This is a genomic window from Streptomyces sp. NPDC048479, from assembly GCF_040651435.1.
Classification (GTDB): Bacteria; Actinomycetota; Actinomycetes; order Streptomycetales; family Streptomycetaceae; genus Streptomyces.
In genome coordinates this window covers 270,028-291,634 of sequence record NZ_JBEZKA010000008.1, presented here as the reverse complement: position 1 = coordinate 291,634, position 21,607 = coordinate 270,028, and the positions used below count along the sequence as shown (strand labels likewise).

The 21,607-nt window shown below is 70.6% G+C and carries 21 protein-coding genes and 1 pseudogene; 14 read left to right on the top strand and 8 right to left on the bottom strand.

Annotated features, from left to right (window positions below):
* The first annotated feature begins 49 nt into the window (after positions 1-49).
* The 3 genes from AB0D12_RS15860 (at position 50) to AB0D12_RS15850 (ending at position 3,176) form a co-directional block, all read left to right on the top strand.
* Positions 50-754 (top strand): hypothetical protein, encoded by a 705-nt coding sequence (locus tag AB0D12_RS15860; RefSeq protein ID WP_362682017.1) that lies wholly within the window; start codon positions 50-52, stop codon positions 752-754.
* Between the two features lie 44 nt (positions 755-798).
* Positions 799-1,758 carry an asparaginase gene (locus AB0D12_RS15855; RefSeq protein ID WP_362682014.1) on the top strand — a complete coding sequence of 320 codons (960 nt, stop codon included), beginning with the start codon at positions 799-801 and terminating at the stop codon, positions 1,756-1,758.
* Between the two features lie 173 nt (positions 1,759-1,931).
* Positions 1,932-3,176 carry a GNAT family N-acetyltransferase gene (locus tag AB0D12_RS15850; RefSeq protein WP_362682011.1) on the top strand — a complete coding sequence of 415 codons (1,245 nt, stop codon included), beginning with the start codon at positions 1,932-1,934 and terminating at the stop codon, positions 3,174-3,176.
* 67 nt (positions 3,177-3,243) lie between these two features.
* Here AB0D12_RS15850 and AB0D12_RS15845 read toward each other — a convergent pair whose 3' ends face one another.
* The gene (locus tag AB0D12_RS15845) at positions 3,244-3,411 is read right to left on the bottom strand and encodes a hypothetical protein (protein WP_362682008.1); all 168 of its coding nucleotides are present in this window, start codon (positions 3,409-3,411) and stop codon (positions 3,244-3,246) included.
* A 277-nt stretch (positions 3,412-3,688) separates the two neighbouring features.
* Here AB0D12_RS15845 and AB0D12_RS15840 point away from each other — a divergent pair, with 277 nt between their 5' ends.
* From AB0D12_RS15840 to AB0D12_RS15830, 3 genes are all read left to right on the top strand, one after another.
* Positions 3,689-4,570, top strand: a complete 882-nt coding sequence (locus AB0D12_RS15840) for a GntR family transcriptional regulator (RefSeq protein ID WP_362682005.1) — start codon at positions 3,689-3,691, stop codon at positions 4,568-4,570.
* Positions 4,571-4,572: 2 nt separating this feature from the next.
* Entirely contained in the window at positions 4,573-5,277 is a 705-nt protein-coding gene (locus AB0D12_RS15835; RefSeq protein WP_362682002.1) for an HAD hydrolase-like protein, read from the top strand.
* A gap of 210 nt (positions 5,278-5,487) precedes the next feature.
* Positions 5,488-6,636, top strand: a complete 1,149-nt coding sequence (locus AB0D12_RS15830; protein ID WP_362681999.1) for a phosphotransferase — start codon at positions 5,488-5,490, stop codon at positions 6,634-6,636.
* A 19-nt stretch (positions 6,637-6,655) separates the two neighbouring features.
* Here AB0D12_RS15830 and AB0D12_RS15825 read toward each other — a convergent pair whose 3' ends face one another.
* The gene (locus AB0D12_RS15825) at positions 6,656-7,627 is read right to left on the bottom strand and encodes a zinc-binding dehydrogenase (RefSeq protein ID WP_362681996.1); all 972 of its coding nucleotides are present in this window, start codon (positions 7,625-7,627) and stop codon (positions 6,656-6,658) included.
* A gap of 89 nt (positions 7,628-7,716) precedes the next feature.
* Here AB0D12_RS15825 and AB0D12_RS15820 point away from each other — a divergent pair, with 89 nt between their 5' ends.
* Positions 7,717-8,349: a TetR family transcriptional regulator gene (locus AB0D12_RS15820; protein ID WP_362681994.1), complete on the top strand. Its 633-nt coding sequence runs from the start codon at positions 7,717-7,719 to the stop codon at positions 8,347-8,349.
* Between the two features lie 43 nt (positions 8,350-8,392).
* A pseudogene (locus AB0D12_RS15815) lies at positions 8,393-10,410 on the top strand (AAA family ATPase).
* Between the two features lie 8 nt (positions 10,411-10,418).
* Here AB0D12_RS15815 and AB0D12_RS15810 read toward each other — a convergent pair.
* Positions 10,419-10,925, bottom strand: a complete 507-nt coding sequence (locus AB0D12_RS15810; protein ID WP_327324489.1) for a DinB family protein — start codon at positions 10,923-10,925, stop codon at positions 10,419-10,421.
* Between the two features lie 175 nt (positions 10,926-11,100).
* Positions 11,101-12,048, bottom strand: a complete 948-nt coding sequence (locus AB0D12_RS15805) for a WYL domain-containing protein (protein WP_362681991.1) — start codon at positions 12,046-12,048, stop codon at positions 11,101-11,103.
* A gap of 99 nt (positions 12,049-12,147) precedes the next feature.
* Between AB0D12_RS15805 and AB0D12_RS15800 the strand changes: the two genes are divergently transcribed.
* Positions 12,148-12,987 (top strand): NAD(P)H-binding protein, encoded by an 840-nt coding sequence (locus tag AB0D12_RS15800; protein ID WP_362681988.1) that lies wholly within the window; start codon positions 12,148-12,150, stop codon positions 12,985-12,987.
* Positions 12,988-13,027: 40 nt separating this feature from the next.
* Here AB0D12_RS15800 and AB0D12_RS15795 read toward each other — a convergent pair whose 3' ends face one another.
* A complete protein-coding gene (locus AB0D12_RS15795) occupies positions 13,028-13,894 on the bottom strand; it encodes an oxidoreductase (RefSeq protein ID WP_362681986.1) in 867 nt (288 codons plus the stop codon).
* 282 nt (positions 13,895-14,176) lie between these two features.
* Here AB0D12_RS15795 and AB0D12_RS15790 point away from each other — a divergent pair, with 282 nt between their 5' ends.
* The 3 genes from AB0D12_RS15790 (at position 14,177) to AB0D12_RS15780 (ending at position 15,730) form a co-directional block, all read left to right on the top strand.
* Positions 14,177-14,629: a helix-turn-helix transcriptional regulator gene (locus tag AB0D12_RS15790; RefSeq protein WP_362681983.1), complete on the top strand. Its 453-nt coding sequence runs from the start codon at positions 14,177-14,179 to the stop codon at positions 14,627-14,629.
* Positions 14,630-14,654: 25 nt separating this feature from the next.
* Positions 14,655-15,251 carry a hypothetical protein gene (locus AB0D12_RS15785; protein WP_362681980.1) on the top strand — a complete coding sequence of 199 codons (597 nt, stop codon included), beginning with the start codon at positions 14,655-14,657 and terminating at the stop codon, positions 15,249-15,251.
* A 137-nt stretch (positions 15,252-15,388) separates the two neighbouring features.
* The gene (locus AB0D12_RS15780; RefSeq protein ID WP_362681977.1) at positions 15,389-15,730 is read left to right on the top strand and encodes a DUF2516 family protein; all 342 of its coding nucleotides are present in this window, start codon (positions 15,389-15,391) and stop codon (positions 15,728-15,730) included.
* A gap of 36 nt (positions 15,731-15,766) precedes the next feature.
* Here the strand turns inward: AB0D12_RS15780 and AB0D12_RS15775 are convergent, their stop codons facing one another.
* The 3 genes from AB0D12_RS15775 to AB0D12_RS15765 all read right to left on the bottom strand — a co-directional run bounded on the left by AB0D12_RS15775 (position 15,767) and on the right by AB0D12_RS15765 (position 19,324).
* Positions 15,767-17,023, bottom strand: coding sequence for a SpoIIE family protein phosphatase (locus AB0D12_RS15775; RefSeq protein WP_362681974.1), 1,257 nt, complete (start codon positions 17,021-17,023; stop codon positions 15,767-15,769).
* A gap of 234 nt (positions 17,024-17,257) precedes the next feature.
* Positions 17,258-18,340 carry an NlpC/P60 family protein gene (locus tag AB0D12_RS15770; protein WP_362681971.1) on the bottom strand — a complete coding sequence of 361 codons (1,083 nt, stop codon included), beginning with the start codon at positions 18,338-18,340 and terminating at the stop codon, positions 17,258-17,260.
* A gap of 201 nt (positions 18,341-18,541) precedes the next feature.
* Positions 18,542-19,324 carry a class I SAM-dependent methyltransferase gene (locus AB0D12_RS15765; RefSeq protein ID WP_362681968.1) on the bottom strand — a complete coding sequence of 261 codons (783 nt, stop codon included), beginning with the start codon at positions 19,322-19,324 and terminating at the stop codon, positions 18,542-18,544.
* Positions 19,325-19,484: 160 nt separating this feature from the next.
* Here AB0D12_RS15765 and mshA point away from each other — a divergent pair, with 160 nt between their 5' ends.
* Both mshA and AB0D12_RS15755 read left to right on the top strand, forming a co-directional pair.
* Positions 19,485-20,825, top strand: coding sequence for a D-inositol-3-phosphate glycosyltransferase (mshA, locus tag AB0D12_RS15760; protein WP_362681965.1), 1,341 nt, complete (start codon positions 19,485-19,487; stop codon positions 20,823-20,825).
* Positions 20,818-21,306, top strand: coding sequence for a YbjN domain-containing protein (locus tag AB0D12_RS15755; RefSeq protein ID WP_362681962.1), 489 nt, complete (start codon positions 20,818-20,820; stop codon positions 21,304-21,306). The genes mshA and AB0D12_RS15755 overlap by 8 nt, the downstream gene beginning before the upstream one ends.
* Positions 21,307-21,607: the final 301 nt, after the last annotated feature.

The window sequence follows — 21,607 nt, the reverse complement described above, 5'->3', positions numbered from 1 at the left end:
TGCACGGAGGCGGTGCAGCCGCACCGGTCGAGGGGACGGACATACGCACATGAGCACATCTGGCGCCGGACAGCCGCCCGGTCCCGTATCGCTTCCCACATCGCTGCCTACAGCGCTTCCCGCGTCGCTTCCCGCGTCGCCTTCCGTGCCGCGTTCCGCACCGTCTTCCGTGCCACCTTCAGTGCCGACCCGTACCGGCCGCTCACGTGCCGCGCGACCGCCCCAGCAGCGTTCCGGAGACGCCCTGCCTGAGCCCCCGCAACACGATCTCGCGGCACTGCGCCTGCCTGAGCTGCGCAATCTCCGCCGCGACTCGCATCGCGACGAGGCGGACCTCAGCTATGTGCGGCGGCTGCTGCAGGGCCGCATCGACATCCTGCGGGCCGAGCTGGCGCGGCGTACGGCCCCACAGGCGCCGGTCGTCCCGGAGACAACCGTCGTGGACCGTCTGTCGAAGATCCTGGCCGACGCCCCCTCGCGGCACCGCTCGTCGGCCCGGCATGTGACGCTCTCCACGCCGCACAGCGAGGAGTACCGGCGGCTGGCCTCGGACATGCTCTCCGAGGTCGAGCTCTCCGACCTCGACGCCCGTACCGACGAGGAGCTGCACGCGGCGATGGGCCGGCTGGTCCGCTACGAACAGCAGGTTTCGCGCAGCCGTCAGCTGCTGCAGCGCACGGCGGACGATTGCAGTGCCGAGATCGCCCGCAGGTACCGTGAAGGTGAAGCACAAGTAGACGACCTGCTCACCTGAAGCGATCCTTCCGGGAGCGGGCACACGCCCCGGGAAGGCCCACGATGAGCACCTCCACCACTGCCATACCCCCGGTCCTCGCCGAAGTCGTACGATCCGGCTTTGTCGAGGGCCGTCACCGGGGGTCGCTCGTCGTCCTGGCGGCGGACGGCAGTGTGGAACTCGCGCTCGGAGACCCGGCCGTGCCGGTCTTCCCGCGCTCCAGCAACAAGCCGATGCAGGCCGCGGCGGTACTCCGCGCCGGGCTCGACCTCTCCGGGGAGCGGCTGGCGCTGGCCGCCGCGAGCCACTCCGGTGAGGGCTTCCACCTCGATCTCGTACGGAAGATGCTCGCCGAGCACACGCTGTCGGCCGATGACCTGCAGACGCCGCCGGACCTGCCGCTGGACCCGGCCGAGGTCGAGACCTATCTCGCGACGGGCCAGGTCCGTGACAAGGTCACGATGAACTGCTCCGGCAAGCACGCTGCGATGCTGGCGGCCTGCGCGCTGAACGGCTGGGACCGGACGAACTACCTGGACCCCGGGCATCCGCTGCACCAGCTGGTCCACGAGGTGGTCGAGGACGCGTCCGGCGAGCGGGTCACGGCGGTCGGCACGGACGGCTGCGGCGCCCCGCTGATGGCGGTCAGCCTGACCGGACTGGCACGCGCCTTCCGCCACTTCGTACTCGCCGAGCCGGGTTCGGCCGAGCGCCGGGTCGCGGACGCGATGCGCGCCCACCCCGAGTACGTCGCCGGCACGCGCCGCCACGACACCTGGCTGATGCGCGAGGTGCCGGGCACGCTGTCGAAGATGGGCGCGGAGGCGGTCCAGGCGGTGGCGCTGGCGGACGGCCGCGCGCTGGCCTTCAAGGTGGACGACGGCTCGACCCGCGCGCTGGGCCCGGTGCTGGCCCGTGCCCTCGAACTGCTGGGTGTGGATGCTCCGGTGGTGGCGCGAATCGGGCACGCGCCGCTGCTGGGCGGCGGCGTGGAGGTCGGCGAGATCCGCACGGCGTTCTGAGCCGCACAGGGCTGAGTCGCACGGCGTTCTGAGCCGCACACGGCTGAGTCGCACGCATTCGGAGCGGTACGGGCCTGAGACGCACGCATTCGGAGCCGCACGGGGGCCGAGCCGCACGGGTCTGCCGGAAACCCGGATGCGGGCGGATCGGCATTCGGCCTAGCGTGAGACGCATGAGTGTCGAAACCCGCACCGTCACCGAGTCCGAATTCGCCGACTGGCTGCGGGCGTTGTCCACCGGGTTCCTGAGGCCGCCGGTGATCTCCGAGAAGGAGCTCGCCGACCGCCTGGCGCACACCGACCTGTCGCGGGTCCGCGGCGCCTTCGACAACGGCCGCTGTGTCGCGACGTACCGCTCCTTCGCCCAGCAGCTCACCGCGGTGGGCGGCGCCGCGCTCCCGGCGAGCGCGGTCTCCAATGTCACCGTCTCGCCCACGCACCGCCGCCGGGGTCTGCTCAGCCGGATGATGACCGCGGACCTGGCGGAGGCCAAGGAGCGCGGCGACGTCGTATCCACGCTGATCGCCGCGGAGTACCCGATCTACGGTCGGTACGGCTTCGGCCCGGCCGCCTGGATCACCGAGTGGGCGGTCGACGTCCCGCGCACGGGCCTGGACCCGCGCTGGTCGGGCCCGGGCGACGGCGGCCGGATCGACCTGGTCGACGGGACGGACGTACGCAAGCTCGGCCCGGAGCTGCACGCACGGCTCGCGGCCGGGCAGCCGGGCGCGGTGAACCGCGACGAGCGCTGGTGGCAGATCAACACGGGCCAGGCAGAGCTGTCGGCCCACCCCTGGACGGAGCCGTTCTACGCGGTCTACCGCGCGGCGACCGGCGAGGTCGAGGGCCTGCTCGCCTACAAGGCGGACGACACCTGGGGGGATGCCAAGCAGCCGCTGAACACGGCGACGGTGCGCGACATGATCGCGCTGACGCCGGCGGCGGAGCGCGCCCTGTGGCACTACCTGTGCTCGGTGGACTGGATCACCACGGTCAAGTCGGGCTACCGCGCCCCGGACGACCTGCTCCCCCTGCTGCTCCCGGACCCGCGCGCGGCGAGGATCCTGACGCAGGCGGACTTCTTGTGGGTGCGGATCCTGGATGTCGTACGGGCCCTGGAGGCGCGTGCGTACGGGACTTCCGCGACCCTGGTCCTGGACATCCGCGATGCGGCGGGCCTGGCGGCCGGCTGCTTCCGCCTGGACGCGTCGCCGGAGGGTTCGGTGTGTGGTCCGTCGACCCGGTCGCCCGATCTGACGCTGGATGTAAGGGAGTTGGGTGCGCTGTACCTGGGCGACGAGTCGGCGGTACGACTGGCGGCGCTGGGCCTGGTGGAGGAGGGGACGCCGGGGGCGGCGGGGGTGGCGGACCGGCTGTTCCGGACGTCGAGGCGGCCTTGGTGCCCGGACATCTTCTGATGCCTGCGCAGTGATGTCCGGGCGGGCGCTGTGGGGGCCGGGCGTGCGGCTGAGGCGCGGAGGTCCGTCAGGTGCCGGCCGCCACGACCGGCACCGTCAGCAGGGCGCCGCCGACGCCGGCACAGGTGGGGTTCTCGGCCTTCACCCCGATGGTCAGCAGGGTGAGTCCGAGCGCTGCGACGTATCCGAACCGCCATTGCACGAACTGTTCGACCACTAAGGTCATCCAAGGCATGGGTCCCCCTCCTTCGGAATGGCGGGGAGCGCCTGTGCCCGCACGCCGTTGTACCCGCTCGGGCGCTCCGTCAGAGTCGGTCAAGCAGTCAAGTTGCAAGCAAATCAGTCTGGTTGACCTGTCTGTTGTCTTCCCGTTCGTCAGGCACCGGCAAACTTGTATGACTATTGGATCGGGCAGTTGACCGGAAATTGGCCGGTCGGCCCGAAGTGGCCTGAACATGTCTTATTCGACGGGCCAATTACGCGTACCCATAGGGCAGTTGTACGGTGGGACGGTGGCAACTCGCGAACTGGCAGGCGAAGAGGGCAGGAAGTACGAGATCGTCGCCGCCCGGCTGAGGGAAGGCATCAGCGGCGGTGCGTACGGAGCGGGCAAGTTGCTGCCTACGCAACGGGAGTTGAGGGACACCTTCCAGGTGTCCCGGGCGACGGTGACCAAGGCTCTGAAACTGCTCATCGACGAGGGCCTGATCGAGTCACGTCAGGGTAGTGGCGCCCGGGTGCTGCCCGCCGGAGGCCGCGCTTCCACGGCCCAGCAGGTCTTCGCGCGGCCCGCCCTGGAGACGCTCCAGCCCCATCTTCAAGCAGCCTTCGATGCCGATGACATCACTATGGACGTCTTCTCCCTCACCTCGGAGACGATGAACCGGCAACTCGGGGCACAGATCACCCGCATCCACGACGGCAGCATCCGGCCGCGGAGCATCTCTCTGCGCCTGATGCTTCCCGACCCCGGCATCAAGCTCGCCTTCCCCGTGTCCTTGCACGACCCGGACGACGAGCGGCCGCGCCAGCGGCACCGCGACACCCTGATCCAGTGTTCCAAGTCGTTGCGCAGTGAATTGCGTACCCTCAAGCGACAGCGGCTCGTTCCCGAGGTGTCGGTCCAGATCAGGACCGTGCGCCTCACGCCGACCAGCAAGATGTATCTCCTGAACAGGGATCTGCTGCTCGAGGGTTACTACACCCTGGAGGGCACGGATCCCGACCCGGTCGAGGGAGAGGAGCAGGAGGGCACAACCCTCAACTCGCTCGGGCTCGGCGCCACGCTCTTTCCGTACTCCAAGCCTGACCAGGCACTGAAGGTGGAGACAGCGCAAACGTTCTTCGACTCCTATTGGGAGCTACTGGCCCAAGATGCGGACTTTGGCGACTGATCGTGTTGCTCACCTCCCCTACCCAGCTACGAGATCTGCTCTCCCGTGCCTCCCTCGTCCTGTGGGACTTCGACGGACCCGTCTGTGATCTCTTCGCGCACCCCCGCACGGCCTCGAGCATCGCCGCGACGCTGCGCGACATCGTCCGCCCCGACGCCGACCTGAGCGCCAGGACCGAGGGGATGACCGATCCCCTCCAAGTGATGCTGCAGGTGCACGCCGTCCGTACGGGCGACCCTGTCGGCCTGGTCGGGACGGTGCGCAAGTGCCTTGAAGAGGCGGAGACCGAAGCCGCCGAGACGGCGGTGCCCACCGCCGCGGCCGAGCCGCTCATGGCGCAGCTGCGCGGCGAGGGCAAGCTGCTTGCCATCGCATCGAACAACTGTGAGGCGGCGATCCGGGCGTATCTCCACCGCCATGGGCTCGAGAAGTACTTCAACGACCGGATCGTCGGCCGGCCCGATGATCTGAGCCTGATGAAACCCGCTCCGCACAGCCTGCGGCAACTCCTCGACAGCACCGGTACGGCTGCCGCGGACAGTGTGATGATCGGCGACTCGCCCGCCGACGCCAAGGCGGCAGCGGCGGCCGGTGTGCCGTTCATCGGATACCACCCGCGCCAGGAGAAACTGCGGCGGCTCGAGGCGGCCGGAGCCACCTGCTTTGCCGCGGATCTGGGCGTCATGCAGGCGGCTGTCGTCGGGTAGGGATGAGAGTCGGGTAGGGATGAGAGTCGGGTAGGGATGAGAGTCGGGTAGGGATGACGGACGAGCCCCGGCCATATGGCGTGTGCACAGTGTCAACCTTCCTTCTCCGCAAGGGGTTTGGTGCTGTCACTACTCTTTGGGTATGAACGTGACCGGCGGCCCGGAACGGTCCGTCAGTGGTGTCTTCGGCCTCGAGAGCGCAGGAGCCGCATGTCCGATGTAGCCCGCAGCGCGTCCGGACGTGTCGTCGACAGCTGGGAGTCGCTGTACCGAGCGGCCGGTGAGGGGGCGCCCCTCACCGGCTACTACCACCGCAACTACTGTGTGGAACTGCCGCACGCGCTCGCCGCGTCGGTCGAGCTGCCTGCCGGTACGCCTGTGAAGGTACGGGCGCCGATCACCGAGGCCGTCCAGTTCAATCTGCGGATCTGGCCCGAGGGGGAGCTGCTCGGCGCCATCGCGGGCCGGGTGGACGGAAGCCCCCGCGTGCTGGCCGACCGGCCCGGTTTCACCGTGCACTCCTTCGCCGAGGGCGATCCGCTGTCGGACCTCGTGGGACGTGAGGGGCCGGTGGCACTCCCGTACATCGACTCCCTCGGGGAGCTCTTCCGGCAGACGGCAGCGGTCCCCTCCCGGCTGCTCCCGCCCTGTCCCGAGGGCTGGCCGGCCGACGGCGACTGCGCAGGTTTTCTCCGTACGCTGGCCGGCTTCACCGAGAGTGAGGTGAAGGGGCGGCACGGCAAGGATTTCCGGACGCTGTTCGCCGGCCTGAAGGTGCCCGACGATGCCTTCGCACGGCTGATGGAACGCGCCGAGGAGCTGGGGGAGCGGCCGTTCGTACTCCTTCACACCGATGTCCACCGGGGCAACCTCATCGCCGGCGCGGACGGCCGGCTCTCCCTGATCGACTGGGAACTCGCCCTCTTCGGTGACCCCGTCTACGAGATTGCCTCGCACCTCTCGCGGATGCGGTACGCGAAACGGGCCGAGCGGCGGGCTGCGCTGAGGGCCTGGCGCACGGCTGTCGCCCACAGCCGCCCGGCAGCGCTTACCGGGCACCGCCGCGCACTGCGGATCTATCTCGACTTCGAACGGCTGCAGTCGGTCTACATCGATGTGATCCGGCTGGCCCTGGCCTTCGCCCGCCATCCCGACCGGGCCGCTCTGGAGCGGACCGCGACGGGGATCGAGGCGGTGCTGCACGCGGGGCGCCGACCGCTCGGGCTGCGGCGGGTGCCGAGCGCCGGGCGGACAGCCCTGGTGCTTGTCGCCTGGCAGCGCGCCAAGGCAGCGGTGGAGAAGGCGGACGGGGCCGGGGCCGACGAGGTGGACGTGGGCGAGGTTCGGCGGGTGGCGTGAGAGGGGCGAGGGCCGCTTCTCACGTCGTCAGCAGCACCTTCCCCCGCAGCGTCCGGGCCTCGATCGCCGCGTGGGCATCCGCCGCACGCGTCAGCGGGAACGTGCCGCCGATCACCGGGCGCAGCCGGCCCGTGGCCGCATCCTCCAGGGCCTTCGCCGCCAGGCGCGCGTACTCCTCGTCCGAGAGCTGTACGTCCCCGATGCCGAGCAGCTTGATCCCACGGCGCTCCGCCTCCGCCGCATCCACCGGGGCGAAGCCGCCCGTCGGCGCCCCGTGCGCCGAGAAGCGTCCGCCGTCCGCCGTCAGCGCGAAGGCGGCCAGGCCCGGAGCGCCGCCGACCCCGTCGAGTACCACGTCCGCGCCGGCCGGGCCCAGCGCCGTGCGGGTCTGGGCGACCCAGTCGTCCCGGGTCGCGTCCACGACCACGTCCGAGCCCAACTCCCTTACCAGGGACGTCTTCCGCTCACCCCGGGCCACCCCGACCACCTTCGCCCCGGCGGCCTTCGCGAGCTGCACCAACAGCGTGCCCATGCCGCCCGACGCGCCCAGGATCAGCACCCGCTCTCCCGTGCCCAGGCCGGTGGACTCCAAAAGCGCGCCGGCCGTGACGCCGTCATGGACCAGGGCGGCGGCCTCCTGCAGTCCGAGGCCGTCGGGGACGGGGACCAGCTTGGCCGCGGAGGCCACGGCCTGCTCGGCGTAGCCGCCGGTGAAGCCGAGCGCGGTGATGACACGGCGGCCGGTCCACGCCTTGTCCACCCCCTCGCCGACCGCGCGCACCGTACCGGCGATGCCGCCGCCCGGCACATACGGCGGCCGGACCGCGAAGTGCTCGCCGAAGGCGCCGGACCGCACCTGCGTCTCCACAAAGATCGTGTCCACCGCGGAGACCGCCACGACCACCTCGCCGGGACCCGCCACCGGATCCGGGACCTCCGTCGTGACCAGAACCTCGGGGCCGCCGAAGTCCTTCACCTGTGCCACGCGCATGCCGTCCACTCCTCAATTCGAGCTTGTTCCGGCAGTCTGGAACCTCAACTGCGGTTGAGGTCAACTCCGACTGCGTACGCTTCGGAGTCATGAGCGGTGAGATGGGCCTGCGGGAGCGCAAGAAGCGGCAGACGTACCGGGCGATCTCGGATGCCGCGATCGCGCTCTTCCTGGAGAAGGGCTTCGACCGGGTCTCGGTCGCGGAGATCGCGGCCGCCGCGGATGTCTCCAAGCCGACCCTCTTCCGGTACTTCCCCGCCAAGGAGGACCTGGCGCTGCACCGGTTCGCCGACCACGAGGACGAGGCGGCCCGCGTGGTGGCGGCCCGGCCCGCCGGCGTCTCTCCACTGGACGCCCTGCACCGGCATTTCCTCGACGGGCTGGAGCGCGGCGACCCGATCACCGGGCTCAGTGGCGAGGAGGCTGTGCTCGCCTACCACCGGCTGCTGTACGGGACGCCGAGCCTGGTGGCGCGGCTGTACGCGTACCAGGGAAGGTCGGAGGAGGCGCTGACCGAAGCCCTCGGTGCCGCCGGTCTTCCGGCCGGGGCAGGCCGTCTCGGCGCGCGCCTCGCCGCCGGTCAGATCGTCGCCGTACAGCGGATCCTCGCCGAGGAGAACTGGCGGCGGATCGCGGCGGGGGAGAGCGCCGAACAGGTCCGACCCGACGCGGTCGCCGCGGCCGGACTGGCCTTCGACCAGCTGCGCAGCGGGCTGAAATGAGTTTCGGTTAAAAATGTAACTCGGTTACGTTATTCTTTATGGAATGACGGCACCCGATGACGTACTCGCCAGGGAACTGGCTCAGGAACGGACCTTTCACGAGGCCTGCCGCGCCGCCATGACCGGCATGGTCGACGGCGCCGCGCAGCGGGTCGTCACCGGCGAGAACGCCTTCGCCTCCGGTGCCGACGCCGAGGTTCTCGGCTACCAACTGCGCAGCTGGGCAAAGGAGTTGGCCGAGGAACCGGACAGCCCGCTGTTCTTCGGCCGCCTCGACCTCCAGGACGGGCAGCGCTACCACATCGGCCGCCGCCGTATCACCGAACACCCCTCCGCCCCGCCCCTGGTCGTCGACTGGCGCGCCCCCGTATCGCGCACCTTCTACCAGGCCGGCGCCCGCGACCCGCAGGGCGTCGCCGTACGCCGCCGCTTCGGCTGGGCGCCCTGGAGCAAGGGCGACTCCGCCGATCTGACCAGCTTCGAGGACGAGCACCTGACGGCGGGCGAGTCGGCCGAGAGCGCGATCCTGGCCGGCGAGATCGAGCGGCCGCGCGTCGGCCCGATGCGCGACATCGCCGCCACCATCCAGCCCGAGCAGGACGATCTCGTACGGTCCGGGCTGGCCGATTCCGTCTGCGTCCAGGGCGCCCCGGGCACCGGGAAGACCGCTGTCGGCCTGCACCGTGCCGCGTATCTCCTCTACACCTACCCGCAGCGCATCCAGCGCCGCGGACTGCTGATCCTCGGCCCCAACCGCACCTTCCTCTCCTACATCTCCGAGGTGCTGCCCTCGCTCGGCGAGATCGGCATCCGCCAGTCGACGGTCGACGACGAGATCGCCCGCCACGAGGTGCGGGCCCAGGACGGTGAGGCCGCCGCGGTGGTCAAGCACGACGCCCGGATGGCCGCCGTTCTGCATCGCGCGCTGTACGCCAGGGTGGCGCCGCCGGCCGAGCCGGTCGCCGTCCCCGACGGCTCGTACCGCTGGCGCATCCCGCTCGACGAGCTCGAGCGGATCGTCGCCGAGGTGCGATCGGAGGCGCCGCCGTACGCCGTCGGCCGCGAACGCGTCCGCACCCGCGCCGTCCGCGCCATCCAGCTCCAGGCGGAGCGCCGGGCCGGACCGGTGAGCAACATCTGGGTGCAGAAGGTCGGCCGGGCCCGCGCGGTCTCCGCCTTCGTCGACACGGTCTGGCCGCGTACGCAGCCGGAGGAGGTGCTGGCCGCGCTGCTCAACGACCCCGTCGACCCGCTCCTCACGGTGGCGGAGCAGGACGCGATCCGCTGGGCCAGGCCTCCGCGTTCGTACAGGTCGGCGAAGTGGTCGGCGGCCGATCTGGTACTCCTCGACGAGCTCGCCGGTCTGATCGAACGTCCCGAGGGCTACGGCCATATCGTCGTCGACGAGGCGCAGGACCTCTCGCCGATGCAGTGCCGCGCGATCGCCCGCCGGGCCGGCTTCGGCTCGCTGACGGTGCTCGGCGACCTCGCACAGGGCACCACGCCGTGGGCGGCCCGGAGCTGGCCCGAGCAGTTGGCGCACCTCGGCAAGGAGCAGGCGGCGGTGGTCCCGCTGACGACGGGGTTCCGGGTCCCGGCGGTGATCGTGGGCCTCGCCAACCGGCTGGTCCGCGCACTGGACGTCGACGTGCCACAGGCCCGGTCGATGCGCGGCGACGGCGAGTTGACGATCCGGCGGGTCGATGACGTCGCCGCCGCGACCGTCGGCGCGGTACGGGCGGCGCTGGCCCACGAGGGCTCGATCGGAGTGATCGCGGACGGGCCGGAGGCGGACCGGCTGCGCGCGGCGCTCGCCACGGCGGGTATCGCGACCGCCACCGCGACGACCTCACGGCGGGCGCGCGCGTCACCGTACTGCCCGCGACGCTCGCCAAGGGCCTGGAGTACGACCATGTCGTCGTCGCCGAGCCCGCGGCGATCGCCGGCGCGGAAGCGCGCGGCCTGCACCGGTTGTACGTGGTGCTGACGCGGGCCGTGTCCCGGCTGGACGTGCTGCACAGCCGCCCGCTGCCGCCGGAGATCGCGCGGCGGGACTTCTGAAGCACGCCCTACGCGCCCACCGTGCCGTCGATCCCTTCGCGGAGGAAGTCGGCGTGGCCGTTGTGCCGGGCGTACTCATGGATCATGTGCAGCATCACCAGCCGGAGCGACACGTCCTCGCCCCATCTGGCCTGGTAGCCGGTCACGTCGAGGGACGTGGCCTGCTCCTCGATCCGGCGAGAGTGCTCGACCTCCGTCTGCCAGGCCTCGAAAGCCTCCGAGCGGGTGGACTCGCTCGCGTCGTACGCCACTTGGTAGTCGCCCTCGTCGGACCAGACGAGCGGGATGTCCTCCCCGTTGATCACCCGGCGGAACCAGGTGCGCTCCACCTCGGCCATGTGCCGCACCAGGCCGAGCAGGGAGAGCGTCGAGGGCGGCATGGACCGGCGGCGCAGGTCCTCGTCGGAGAGGCCGTCGGCCTTCATGGCGAGGGTCGCGCGGTGGAAGTCGAGGAAGGCGCGCAGCGTTTCGCGCTCGCCTCCGGTCAGGGGCGGGCCTATGCGTTCGACGGGCACTGCGGATTTCCTCTCGACGGTACGGCGGTTCGGGCGTACGGAGATACGGAGGTCGACGGTCGGCGGTACGGCGGTACGGCGGTTTGCCGGTTCGGCGGTCCTGGTTGATCCTCCCGCATACTCCTGATGGTCCGTTGCCTTATCGCTGGTGCGACGAGAGGAACACCACCGGCGTTCACCGCCCGTAGACGGCCGCGAGTTCGGCCGCCAGCTCCGCGAGCCGCTCCCTGGCCTCCGGCGGGTCCAGGACCTCCACGCGCGCTCCCAGCCCCGCCAGCTGCGCCGCCACGATCTCCGGTGACGGGCCGTCGATCTCGATCTCCAGCCGGCCGTCGGGAAGGGGCGACGGGCCGATCCGCAACCGTCCGCCGAACAGCCCCTGCAGGACCGGCTCGGCGCCCCTCTCCGCCCGGCCCCGTACCGTCGCAGCGAGCATGCGGTCCTCCATTCCCGCCGCGAGGGAGCGCCAGGCCGTGGGCAGGTCGAAGCCGTCCGGCCGCACGACCGGATCGCCGGTCGGGGTGACCGAGGTGACGCGGCTGAGGCGGAAGGTTCGCAGGCCGTGGGCCGTACCCGCGACGAGATAGCGGACGCCCGCCTTGGACGCGAGGCCGAGGGGATGGACCGTACGCTCGCCCGCGGGCCTGCCGGGGCGTGCGTATCCGAGGCGGATCTGCGTACCTTCCACCACCGCCCTCTGGAGCGCGCCGAGTTGGGGCGCCGCGGCCGTGACGGGGGAGCGCGACCAGTCCGTGTCGTCCGTGACACCGGCGTTCGCGGCGGCCTCCGCTCCCGACCGCAGCGTCGACGGCAGCGCCCGCACCAGCTTGCGCAGCGCCGTCCGCAGCTCGGGCGTGGCCGACGAAGGTCCCGCGACGAGAAACAGCGCCCGGATCTCGTCGGCGGTCAGCCCGGTGAGGTCGGTCCGGGCCCCGCCGACCAGTGACCAGCCGCCGCCGCGGCCGCGCTGCGAGTAGACGGGGATGCCGGAGGTCGCGAGCGCCTCCAGGTCGCGCCGGGCGGTGCGTTCGGACACTTCCAGCTCCGCGGCCACCTCGGCCACGGTCACCCGTCCCCGCGTCTGCAGGAACAGCAGGGTCGCCACCAGACGATCAGCTCTCACAGCAGATCACTCTCCTCCGGAAACTGGCCAGAAGATGGCCAGTTTGGTCTCCAGGATGGCATCAGAACCGAAACTTCGGACTGGAAACGGGAGTTGACCATGATCGTCGTAACAGGAGCCACCGGGAACGTCGGACGTTCGCTCGTGCAGGCCCTCACCACCGCCGGCGAGCAGGTGACGGCCGTCTCGCGGCGGCCTTCGGAGGCATCGGCACCGGAAGGCGTACTCCACCGGCAGGCCGATCTGGCCGAACCCGAGCGCCTCAAGCCCGTACTCGACGGAGCCGATGCGCTCTTCCTCCTCGTCTCCGCCGACGGCGAGAACCTCAACCCGCAGGGCATCCTCGACGCCGTGACGGCGGGCGGGGTACGCCGGGTCGTCCTGCTCTCCTCCCAGGGCGTGGGGACCCGGCCGGGGTCCCTCGCCCACGCCCATCTGCGGGACTTCGAGCACGCCGTCCGGCAGGCGGGCCCGGCCTGGACGGTCCTGCGGCCGGGCGGCTTCGCCTCCAACGCTTTCGCATGGGCGGAGACGGTCCGTACGCAGCGGACGGCCGCCGCGCCCTTCGCCGACATCGGCCTGCCGGTCATCGACCCGGCGGACATCGCGGAGGTCGCGGCCGCGGCGCTGCGCGACGGGAGTCATGCGGGCCGCACGTACGAACTCACCGGCCCGGCGCCGGTCTCCCCGCGTGAACAGGCGCACGCCATCGAGGACGCGCTGGGGAGTTCCGTACGATTCGTCGAGCTGAGCCGTGCCGAGGCGCGGGCGCAGATGGTGCAGTTCATGCCGGAGCCCGTGGTGGACGGCACCCTCACCATCCTGGGCGAGCCGACGGCCGCGGAGCAGCGGGTGAGCCCGGACGTCGAGCGGATCCTGGGCCGCGGGCCCAGGACCTTCGCCGAGTGGGCGGTGCGCAACATCGCGGCTTTCAGGTGACCGGCCACCTGCACCGCACAACGGCGACCGTGGCCGGGGGCTATCGGCCGATGGCGTCGAGCTGCGCGACCGCATCGGCCGGGAGTTCGAGGCTCGCTGCGGCGACGTTCTCGCGGAGGTGGGCCACGGACGAAGTGCCGGGGATGAGGACCGTCGTCGCGGATCGCTGCAGCAGCCAGGCGAGGGCAACCTGTTGCGGCGAGGCTTCGAGACGGGCGGCGACGCCGGTGAGGGTCTCGGACTGGAGCGGGCTGATGCCGCCGAGCGGGAAGAACGAAGCGAAGGCGATGTTCTCCGCCGCGCACCGTTCGACCAGGTCGTCGTCCTGCCGGGTGGCGAGGTTGTAGAGGTTCTGCACGGTGACGACCGGGGCGATGGCCTGAGCCTCGGTCAGCTGCGCCGAGGAGACGCCGCTGAGCCCGAGGTGGCGGATGAGCCCCTGCTGCCGGAGCTCTGCGAGAGCGCCGAACTGCTCCGCGACGGACTTGTCGGAGGTGCCCTCGAAGGAGTCGATGCGGAGGTTGACGACGTCGAGGGTGTCGAGGCCGAGGTGCTCCAGGTTCTCGCGGACCTGGGCCCTGAGGTCGTCGGGCTCCAGCGACGCGTTCCAGGAGCCGTCGTCGCCGCGGCGGGCGCCGACCTTGGTGACGATGTGGAGGTCCTCGGGGTAGGGGTGCAGGGCTTCTTTGATGATCTCGTTCACGACGACGGGGCCGTAGTAGTCGCTGGTGTCGATGTGGGTGACGCCGAGGTCGACCGCCTCGCGGAGCACCGCGATGGCCTGGTCACGGTCCTTGGGCGGCCCGAAGACGCCGGGACCGGCCAGTTGCATGGCGCCGTAGCCCATGCGGCTGATGGTGAGGTCGTCCGCGAGCGTGAGGGTACCGGCGGGGGTAGCGCTGGCCATTTTTTCCCTTTCGTCATTGAGCGGGGGCGATATCCCGATCCGACCACAGTGGGGTCAACGCGTGGCATAGGTGGCGAGTGCGGGTTCGAGCTGGGCGAAGACGTGGGCGGCTTCGGCGGTGAGGGTGGCGGCGATCAGGAGAGCGCCGACCGGCGTAAGGAGGTATGGGCGAGCTGGGAAGGCGTCAGTCGCCGCCGGGTGAACCCCTCGCGGGTCGTGTCGTGGAACACTATTGCAAGCATGTGCTTGCAATAGTTAGCGACGGCAGGGCACTATCGGGGCATGGCATCACTCAACGTCGGCAATCTCGGTGAGTATCTGCGTGAGCAGCGGCGCACAGCGCAGCTCTCGCTGCGGCAGCTCGCCGACGCCGCCGGGGTGTCCAATCCGTATCTGAGTCAGATCGAGCGCGGCCTGCGCAAGCCGAGCGCGGAAGTTCTGCAGCAGGTTGCCAAGGCGCTGCGGATCTCCGCCGAGACGCTGTACGTACGGGCCGGGATCCTTGACGAGCGGGAGCGGGAGGAGCTGGAGACGCGTGCCGTCATCCTCGCCGACCCCTCGATCAATGAGCGGCAGAAGCAAGTGCTGCTGCAGATCTACGAGTCCTTCCGCAAGGAGAACGGGTTCGAGAACACGGACTCCACGGACATCATGGACTCCACGGACGCCATGGACACCGCCGCTGAAGGCCCCCGCACGGCCGACGGCAGTGCTGCCGACCAACCCTCAAACTGATCTGCGATCCGGGAGGACCACAGTCATGGCCATCACCGATGACCTGCGCAAGACCCTCACCGACCCGACTCCCCTCTACTTCGCGGCCGGTACCGCCGACCTCGCCGTCCAGCAGGCGAAGAAGGTTCCCGCGCTGATCGAGCAGCTCAAGGCCGAGGCCCCGAGCCGTATCGATGCCGTGCGCAACGCGGACCCCAAGGCCGTTCAGGAGAAGGTGACCACCCAGGCCAAGGAGGCCCAGGCCACCGTGCAGGCCAAGGTCACCGAGGTGCTCGAGACCCTTGACACCGATCTGAAGAAGTTCGGCGAGACCGCTCAGGACCTGGCGCTGCGTGGTGTCGGCGTGGCCGCCGAGTACGCGGTCAAGGCCCGTGAGACCTACGAGAAGGTCGCCGAGCAGGGCGAGCAGGTCGTGAGGTCATGGCGCGGCGAGGCGGCCGATGAGATCGCCGAGATCGCCGTCGCCGTCGAGCCGGACGCCGAGAAGGAGCCCGCGGCCGCAGCCACCGGGACGAAGACCGAGGCGAAGACCGAGGCCAAGAAGCCCGCTCCGGCAGCCGCCCGCAAGGTCCCGGCGCGCAAGGCGACGCCGAAGAAGCCCGCGCCGCAGTCCGCCAAGTAACACCAAGCAACACCGGTAACGCTTACCGGGCAGACGGGCCGGGCACCTTTGGGGGTGTCCGGCTCGTTCTCCCCGTACCTCGCTCCCGGTACCTTGGCCGCGAGGCGCTACAAACCACTGATGAGGCGGTGCTCAGCATGTTGCGTGCGGGATTCGACTTCGGGCTCTGGCTGGTGCTCGACCTTGTCTTCCTCGGCACGTCCGTGACCGCGCTGATCATGGCGGCCATGGCCCGCGAGGACGCCTACCGCGCTGCCGACAAGCAGAAGAAGTCCTTCTGGCTGATCATCCTGGGCATCACGGTCGCGGTGAACCTCTTCGTCTCCGTGCTGTTCCTGTCGATCGCCGGACTGATCGCCAGCATCGTCTTCTTCGTGGACGTGCGGCCCGCCCTCAAGCAGGTCTCCGGCGGCGGCGGCCGCCGCGGTGGCGGCTCCAGCAGCGACGGCCCGTACGGTCCGTACAACGGCGGCCGGTAGACCCGGTAGCCCGTCGGCCCCGCCTTCGGGTGCGGGCTACCTACGGGCCCCGTGCCTGCTCAGCAGCAGCACCGCCACATCGTCGGTCAGCTCCCCGCCGTTCAGGTCGCGCACCTCCGAGACCGCCGCCTCCAGCAGTGCCTCGCCCTCGAGCCCCGCCGCCAGCTGCCGGTTGATCATCTCGACCATCCCGTCCTGGCCCAGGCGCTGCTTCTCTTCCGGTCCCCGGCGGCCCTCGATCAGCCCGTCCGTGTACATCATCAGGCTCCACGCACCGCCCAGCTCCACCTGACGGCGCGGCCAGCGGGCGCGCGGCAGCAGGCCGAGCGCCGGGCCGTTGTCGTCGTACGGAAGCAGCTTGGCCGTGCGCCCGTGCCGGGCGATCAGCGGCGTCGGGTGGCCCGCCAGGCAGAGGCCGGCCCGCCGCCCGTCCGGGGCGATGTCGACCGTGCAGAGCGTCGCGAAGATCTCCTCGCTCTCCCGCTCGTGCTCCAGCACCTGCTGCAGCGTGGAGAGCAGCTCGTCCCCGCACAGGCCCGCGAAGGTCAGCGCCCGCCAGGCGATACGCAGCTCGACGCCGAGCGCCGCCTCGTCCGGGCCGTGGCCGCAGACGTCGCCGATCATCGCGTGGACCGTGCCGTCCGCGGTGCGGACCGTGTCGTAGAAGTCGCCGCCGAGCAGTGCCCGCGAGCGGCCGGGCCGATAGCGCGCGGCGAAGTGCAGATCCGAGCCCTGGAGCAGGGGAGTGGGCAGCAGACCGCGCTCCAGGCGGGCGTTCTCCTGGGCTCGCAGTCTCGACTCGGCCAGCTTCACCTGGGCCGTGTCGGCGCGTTTGCGCTCGACGGCGTAGCGGATGGCGCGACTCAGCAGCCGTCCGTCGAGCTCGTCGCGGAAGAGATGGTCCTGTGCCCCCACCCGTACCGCCTCGGCGGCGCGCTCCGCATCGCCCGAGGTGGTCAGGGCGAGGACGGCGTGGCGCGGCGCGAGGCGCAGCACGTGCTTGAGCGGGGCGAGCTCCTCCTCGCCGTGTCCGGGAAGCGCGAGGTCGACGAGGATGCAGTGGACGTCGTCCGTGAGCAGCCGCTCCGCCTCGGTCAGATTGCGGGCGCTGCGGATACGGACCCGGGTGCCTGCCGCGTCGAGCAGCTGGGGGACGGTGAAGGTGCCCGCCGGGTCGTCCTCGATCACCAGAAGCGTGAGGTCGCCGCCGCCGGAGCTGCCGGCGGCGCCGGTGCTCCCACGGTCGGTCTCCGCGACGGGGACACCCCTCTGTCGGGGTACGGGTACGGGCATCGTTCCTGGTTCCTTCCCTCCCCCCGAGGGCGCGGTGATGCGACGATCGACGCTTCACCAGACCGGGACCATAGCGGTACCGGGTGTCGGAGCGGAATGGTGAAGTGCGAAGAGCCACTGTCATATGCCGCGCATGGGGAGGTACTTGCTCAAGGCGTCATGACGAACATCACGCGATTGTCACTCCGCGGACTTGTTCCTTTACGCGTCACTCGCACGGGTCGCTTATGCGCGTCACATGTCCGGACGTACCACTCCGAGCATCGCCATCGAGCCCGCGCCCGTAATCGTCACATTCCGCCCGGGTCGCGGCGCATGCACGATCGCTCCGTCGCCGATGTACATCCCCACATGGCTCGCGTCCGCGTGGTAGATGATCAGGTCGCCCGGCCGCATGTCCTTGATCTCGATCCGCCGCAGCAGCCGCCACTGCTCCTGCGAGGTGCGCGGGATGCCCTTCCCCGCCGCCGACCACGCCTGTGACGTCAGCCCCGAGCAGTCGTACGACCCCGGGCCCTCCGCTCCCCACACATACGGCTTGCCGATCTGTGCCGTCGCGAACTGGATCGCCTTCTTGCCCTGCGGGCTCGCGCTGCGGCTGATCTCCTTCAGTACGCCCGAGCTCAGCCAGGCCGTCTGCGCCTTGTACTCGGCGTTCTGCTCCAGCTGCAGGAGCCGCTCCCGCTCCTGCTTCGCCAGCTTGTCCTCTATCTTCTTGGCCGCGGCGAGCTGGGCGGTGATCTCCTTCTTGGCCTTGGCCTGCTTGACGCGGTTGGCCTCGAGCTTCTGCCACTGGGTGCTCGCGTCCTTGGTGTACGCCGCCAAGTCGGCCTGCGTCCTGGTCAGTTCGCCAAGGAGGTCCTTGGTGGCCTTCTGGCCCTGCTGAATCCGGCCGGCCCCGTCCAGGAACAGCTGCGGATCGTCGGTGAGCACCAACTGCGCCTCGGGCGGCAGTCCTCCGTCGCGGTACTGGGCGCGGGCGGCGGCACCCGCGCGGTTCTTGAGATCGTCGATCCGGGCCTGTCCCTTGACGATCTCCTGCGCGAGTTTGACGATCTCGGCCGACTGCTTGTCGGCCTGGCTCTTGGCGAGGTTGTACGCGTCGGTCGCGGACGCGGCCTTGCGGTAGAGGGCGTCGATCTCCTGGCGCACCTGCTCCAGCGACTTCCTGGGGGCGTCCTTGGCGGCGTCCTTGGCGGCGCCCGACCCGCTCGTCGGCGGTGGCTCGGGGGCCGCGAAGGCCTGGCCGGGTGACGCCAGCACGGTCAGTGCGCAGACCATAGTGATCGCGGCAGTGGCACAGCGGCGTCGGTTCACGACTCCCCCTTCGGACTTCGGGCGCACATCAGAACACGTAAATGTGATTTACCGTCAGTAACTTACGGGCGACGTCGCGATGGTGCCACGACGTCCACAAAATCGACAGGGTCAGCGGGTGTTGATCTGCCGACTGGAGGATCAATCCCACTCGTCAGGGACGAACAACGCGCCCTCTGCGTTCCCTCGCGCGGCGCCTGTTCATACGGAATTGGGGGCGAGTGCCGCCCAGTTCACCGTGACTTCCCCCTGCCGCCACCGCCGCGGGCCGTCCGTCAGCGGCCAGTCGGACGCCATGTCCCGTACGGCTCTGATCCAGCGCTGCCGGGCGCCCAGTGAGGCGTACGGAGCGGCCGCCGCCCACGCCCGGTCGAAATCCCGCAGGAAGGCGTGCACCGGCTCGCCCGGCACATTGCGGTGGATCAGCGCCTTCGGCAGCCGTTCCGCCAGATCGGACGGGCGCTGCAGGGAGCCGAGCCGGGTCGCGAAGGTGAGCGTGCGCGGACCTTCCGGGCCGAGCGCGACCCAGACGTGCCGTCGCCCGATCTCGTCGCAGGTGCCCTCGACCAGCAGCCCGCCGGGCGCGAGGCGCGCACGGAGCCGCGCCCAGACGGCGGCGACCTCGCCCTCGTCGTACTGGCGCAGCACATTCGCAGCCCGGATGAGCGCCGGCCGCCGCTCCAACGGGACCTCGAAGCCGCCGTGCCGGAAGCTGAGCCCCTCGCGCTCGTACGGCTTCGCTGCCGCGACCCGTGCCGGGTCGATCTCGATGCCGACGACCTCGCACCGGGGCTCGGCCGTACGCAGCCGCTGCATCAGCTCCAGCGCGGTCCAGGGGGCGGCGCCGTACCCGAGGTCGACGGCGACGGGCGCGTCGTCGTGGCGCAGCGCGGGGCCGTGCGTCGCCGCGATCCAGCGGTCCATACGCCGCAGCCGGTTGGGGTTGGTCGTCCCGCGGGTCGCGGTGCCGACGGGACGGGTCATAAAGGCGAGGGTATGCGGTCGTGACACGGCCTCCGTACGGTAATGATTTGGCAAAGCAGAAGAGGGCTGGAAATGGAAGCCGGGAGTCCGCTGTTGTGAGGCTTTGGAGGTTGCTATCGCCCCGCAGCTTGCCGCGTCCGCAGCGAGGAGGAACGTCGACGTGAGCCAGTACGTCTCCCGCCTCGGCGGCAGCCTGGTGGCACCGCGTATCCGGTTCCCCGGCGGCCATCGCAAGCCGCGCCGGGTCGCCATGCTCAGCGTCCACACCTCCCCGCTGCACCAGCCGGGTACGGGCGACGCGGGCGGCATGAACGTCTACATCGTCGAACTCGCCAAGCGGCTCGCCGCCATCAACATCGAGGTCGAGATCTTCACGCGGGCGACCGCGGGCGGGCTGCCGCCGGTCGTGGAGCTGGCTCCCGGCGTGCTCGTACGGCATATCGACGCGGGGCCCTACGAGGGCCTCGCCAAGGAAGAACTCCCGGCCCAGCTGTGTGCCTTCACACACGGCGTGATGCAGGCCTGGGCCGGCCACCGCCCCGGCCACTACGACCTCGTCCACTCCCACTACTGGCTCTCCGGCCACGTCGGCTGGCTCGCCGCCGAACGGTGGGGCGTCCCGCTCGTCCACGCCATGCACACCATGGCCAAGGTCAAGAACGCCGCGCTCGCCGAGGGCGACACCCCCGAGCCGCCGTCCCGTGTCATCGGCGAGACCCAGATCGTGCGTGCCGCGGACCGGCTGATCGCCAACACCGCGGAGGAGGCCGACGAGCTCGTCCGCTTCTACGACGCCGATCCGGCGAAGGTCGCCGTCGTACACCCGGGCGTGAACCTGGAACGCTTCCGGCCCGCGGACGGCCGCGCTGCCGCCAGGGCCCGCCTCGGGCTGCCGCAGGACGCGTTCGTCCCGCTCTTCGCAGGCCGCATCCAGCCGCTGAAGGCTCCCGACATACTGCTCCGCGCGGTGGCGCTGCTCCTCGACCGCGACCCGTCCCTGCGCTCCCGGCTCTTCGTACCGATAGTCGGCGGCCCGAGCGGCAGCGGCCTGGCCAAGCCGGAGGGCCTGCAGAAACTGGCCGCCCGCCTCGGCATCGCGGACATCGTCCACTTCCAGCCGCCGGTCGGCCAGGACCGCCTCGCAGACTGGTTCCGGGCCGCATCCACGCTGGTCATGCCCTCGTACAGCGAATCCTTCGGTCTGGTCGCGATCGAGGCCCAGGCGGCCGGCACGCCCGTGGTGGCGGCGGAGGTCGGCGGCCTCCCGGTGGCGGTCCGCGACGAGCTGACCGGTTTCCTGGTCCGGGGCCACGACCCGCAGGACTACGCGGCCGCGCTGCACCGCCTGCTGGACGACCCGGCCCTCTCCGACCGGATGGGCGCGGCGGCGGCCTGCCACGCGGAGTCCTTCGGCTGGGACACGGCGGCATCGGCGACGGCGGACGTCTACACGGCGGCGATGTACGAACACCGCCGCCGGGTACGCTCGCACCATGGCTGACGTACGGCAGGCTGCGCAGGTCATCGAGCAGACGCTCAAGGACGCGGAACTCGAGTGGGAGAGCCCGGAGCCCGGCTCGTACGTGGTGAAACTCCCTGGCACGCGCAAGCTGTCGACGACGTGCTCGCTGATGGTCGGCAAGCACTCGCTGTCGATCAACGCGTTCGTGATCCGGCACCCGGACGAGAACGACGCGGCGGTCCACCGCTGGCTGCTGGAGCGCAACCTGCGCCTGTACGGGGTGAGTTACGCGATCGACCGCCTCGGCGACATCTACCTGGTGGGCAGGCTCCCGCTCTCCGTGATCACCCCGGAGGAACTGGACCGCCTCCTGGGCACGGTCCTGGAGGCGGCGGACGGTTCTTTCAACACGCTGCTGGAGCTGGGGTTCGCGAGCGCGATCCGCAAGGAGTACGCGTGGAGGGTGTCGCGGGGGGAGTCGACGCGGAATCTTGAGGCGTTCACAAACCTGACCAAGTAGGAGTGCGGGGGTGTTCCCCTGACTCGCCCCTTCCCGAACTGGGGGCTGCGCCCCCAGACCCCCTGCCGGGGGAAGGGGGTGTGGGGGCTGACGCCCCCACACCCCCGAAGCTCCAGCGGCTGCGCCGCGTCGCTCAATTTGTCGGTCATGTGGTGAGCGTGGGCCGGGGACGTTGGTGGAGTCACCCGGTCATGTGGTGAGCGTGGGCCGGGGGCGTTGGTGGTTGCTGTCCGGTGGGTGGTTTCCTCCGGCGAGCCGCTGTACCCCCGCGGCGAGCGGTCTTGTCTCGTTCGGGTGGGGA

Coding starts and splice junctions, on each gene's coding strand:
- AB0D12_RS15830 (WP_362681999.1), top strand. CDS start 5,488: ATGTCCGATGTAGCCCGCAGCGCGTCCGGACGTGTCGTCGACAGCTGG.
- AB0D12_RS15795 (WP_362681986.1), bottom strand. CDS start 13,894: ATGGCCAGCGCTACCCCCGCCGGTACCCTCACGCTCGCGGACGACCTC.
- AB0D12_RS15765 (WP_362681968.1), bottom strand. CDS start 19,324: ATGACCCGTCCCGTCGGCACCGCGACCCGCGGGACGACCAACCCCAAC.
- AB0D12_RS15755 (WP_362681962.1), top strand. CDS start 20,818: ATGGCTGACGTACGGCAGGCTGCGCAGGTCATCGAGCAGACGCTCAAG.
- AB0D12_RS15785 (WP_362681980.1), top strand. CDS start 14,655: ATGGCCATCACCGATGACCTGCGCAAGACCCTCACCGACCCGACTCCC.
- AB0D12_RS15780 (WP_362681977.1), top strand. CDS start 15,389: ATGTTGCGTGCGGGATTCGACTTCGGGCTCTGGCTGGTGCTCGACCTT.
- AB0D12_RS15860 (WP_362682017.1), top strand. CDS start 50: ATGAGCACATCTGGCGCCGGACAGCCGCCCGGTCCCGTATCGCTTCCC.
- AB0D12_RS15790 (WP_362681983.1), top strand. CDS start 14,177: ATGGCATCACTCAACGTCGGCAATCTCGGTGAGTATCTGCGTGAGCAG.
- AB0D12_RS15775 (WP_362681974.1), bottom strand. CDS start 17,023: ATGCCCGTACCCGTACCCCGACAGAGGGGTGTCCCCGTCGCGGAGACC.
- AB0D12_RS15845 (WP_362682008.1), bottom strand. CDS start 3,411: ATGCCTTGGATGACCTTAGTGGTCGAACAGTTCGTGCAATGGCGGTTC.
- AB0D12_RS15855 (WP_362682014.1), top strand. CDS start 799: ATGAGCACCTCCACCACTGCCATACCCCCGGTCCTCGCCGAAGTCGTA.
- AB0D12_RS15825 (WP_362681996.1), bottom strand. CDS start 7,627: ATGCGCGTGGCACAGGTGAAGGACTTCGGCGGCCCCGAGGTTCTGGTC.
- AB0D12_RS15800 (WP_362681988.1), top strand. CDS start 12,148: ATGATCGTCGTAACAGGAGCCACCGGGAACGTCGGACGTTCGCTCGTG.
- AB0D12_RS15850 (WP_362682011.1), top strand. CDS start 1,932: ATGAGTGTCGAAACCCGCACCGTCACCGAGTCCGAATTCGCCGACTGG.
- AB0D12_RS15820 (WP_362681994.1), top strand. CDS start 7,717: ATGAGCGGTGAGATGGGCCTGCGGGAGCGCAAGAAGCGGCAGACGTAC.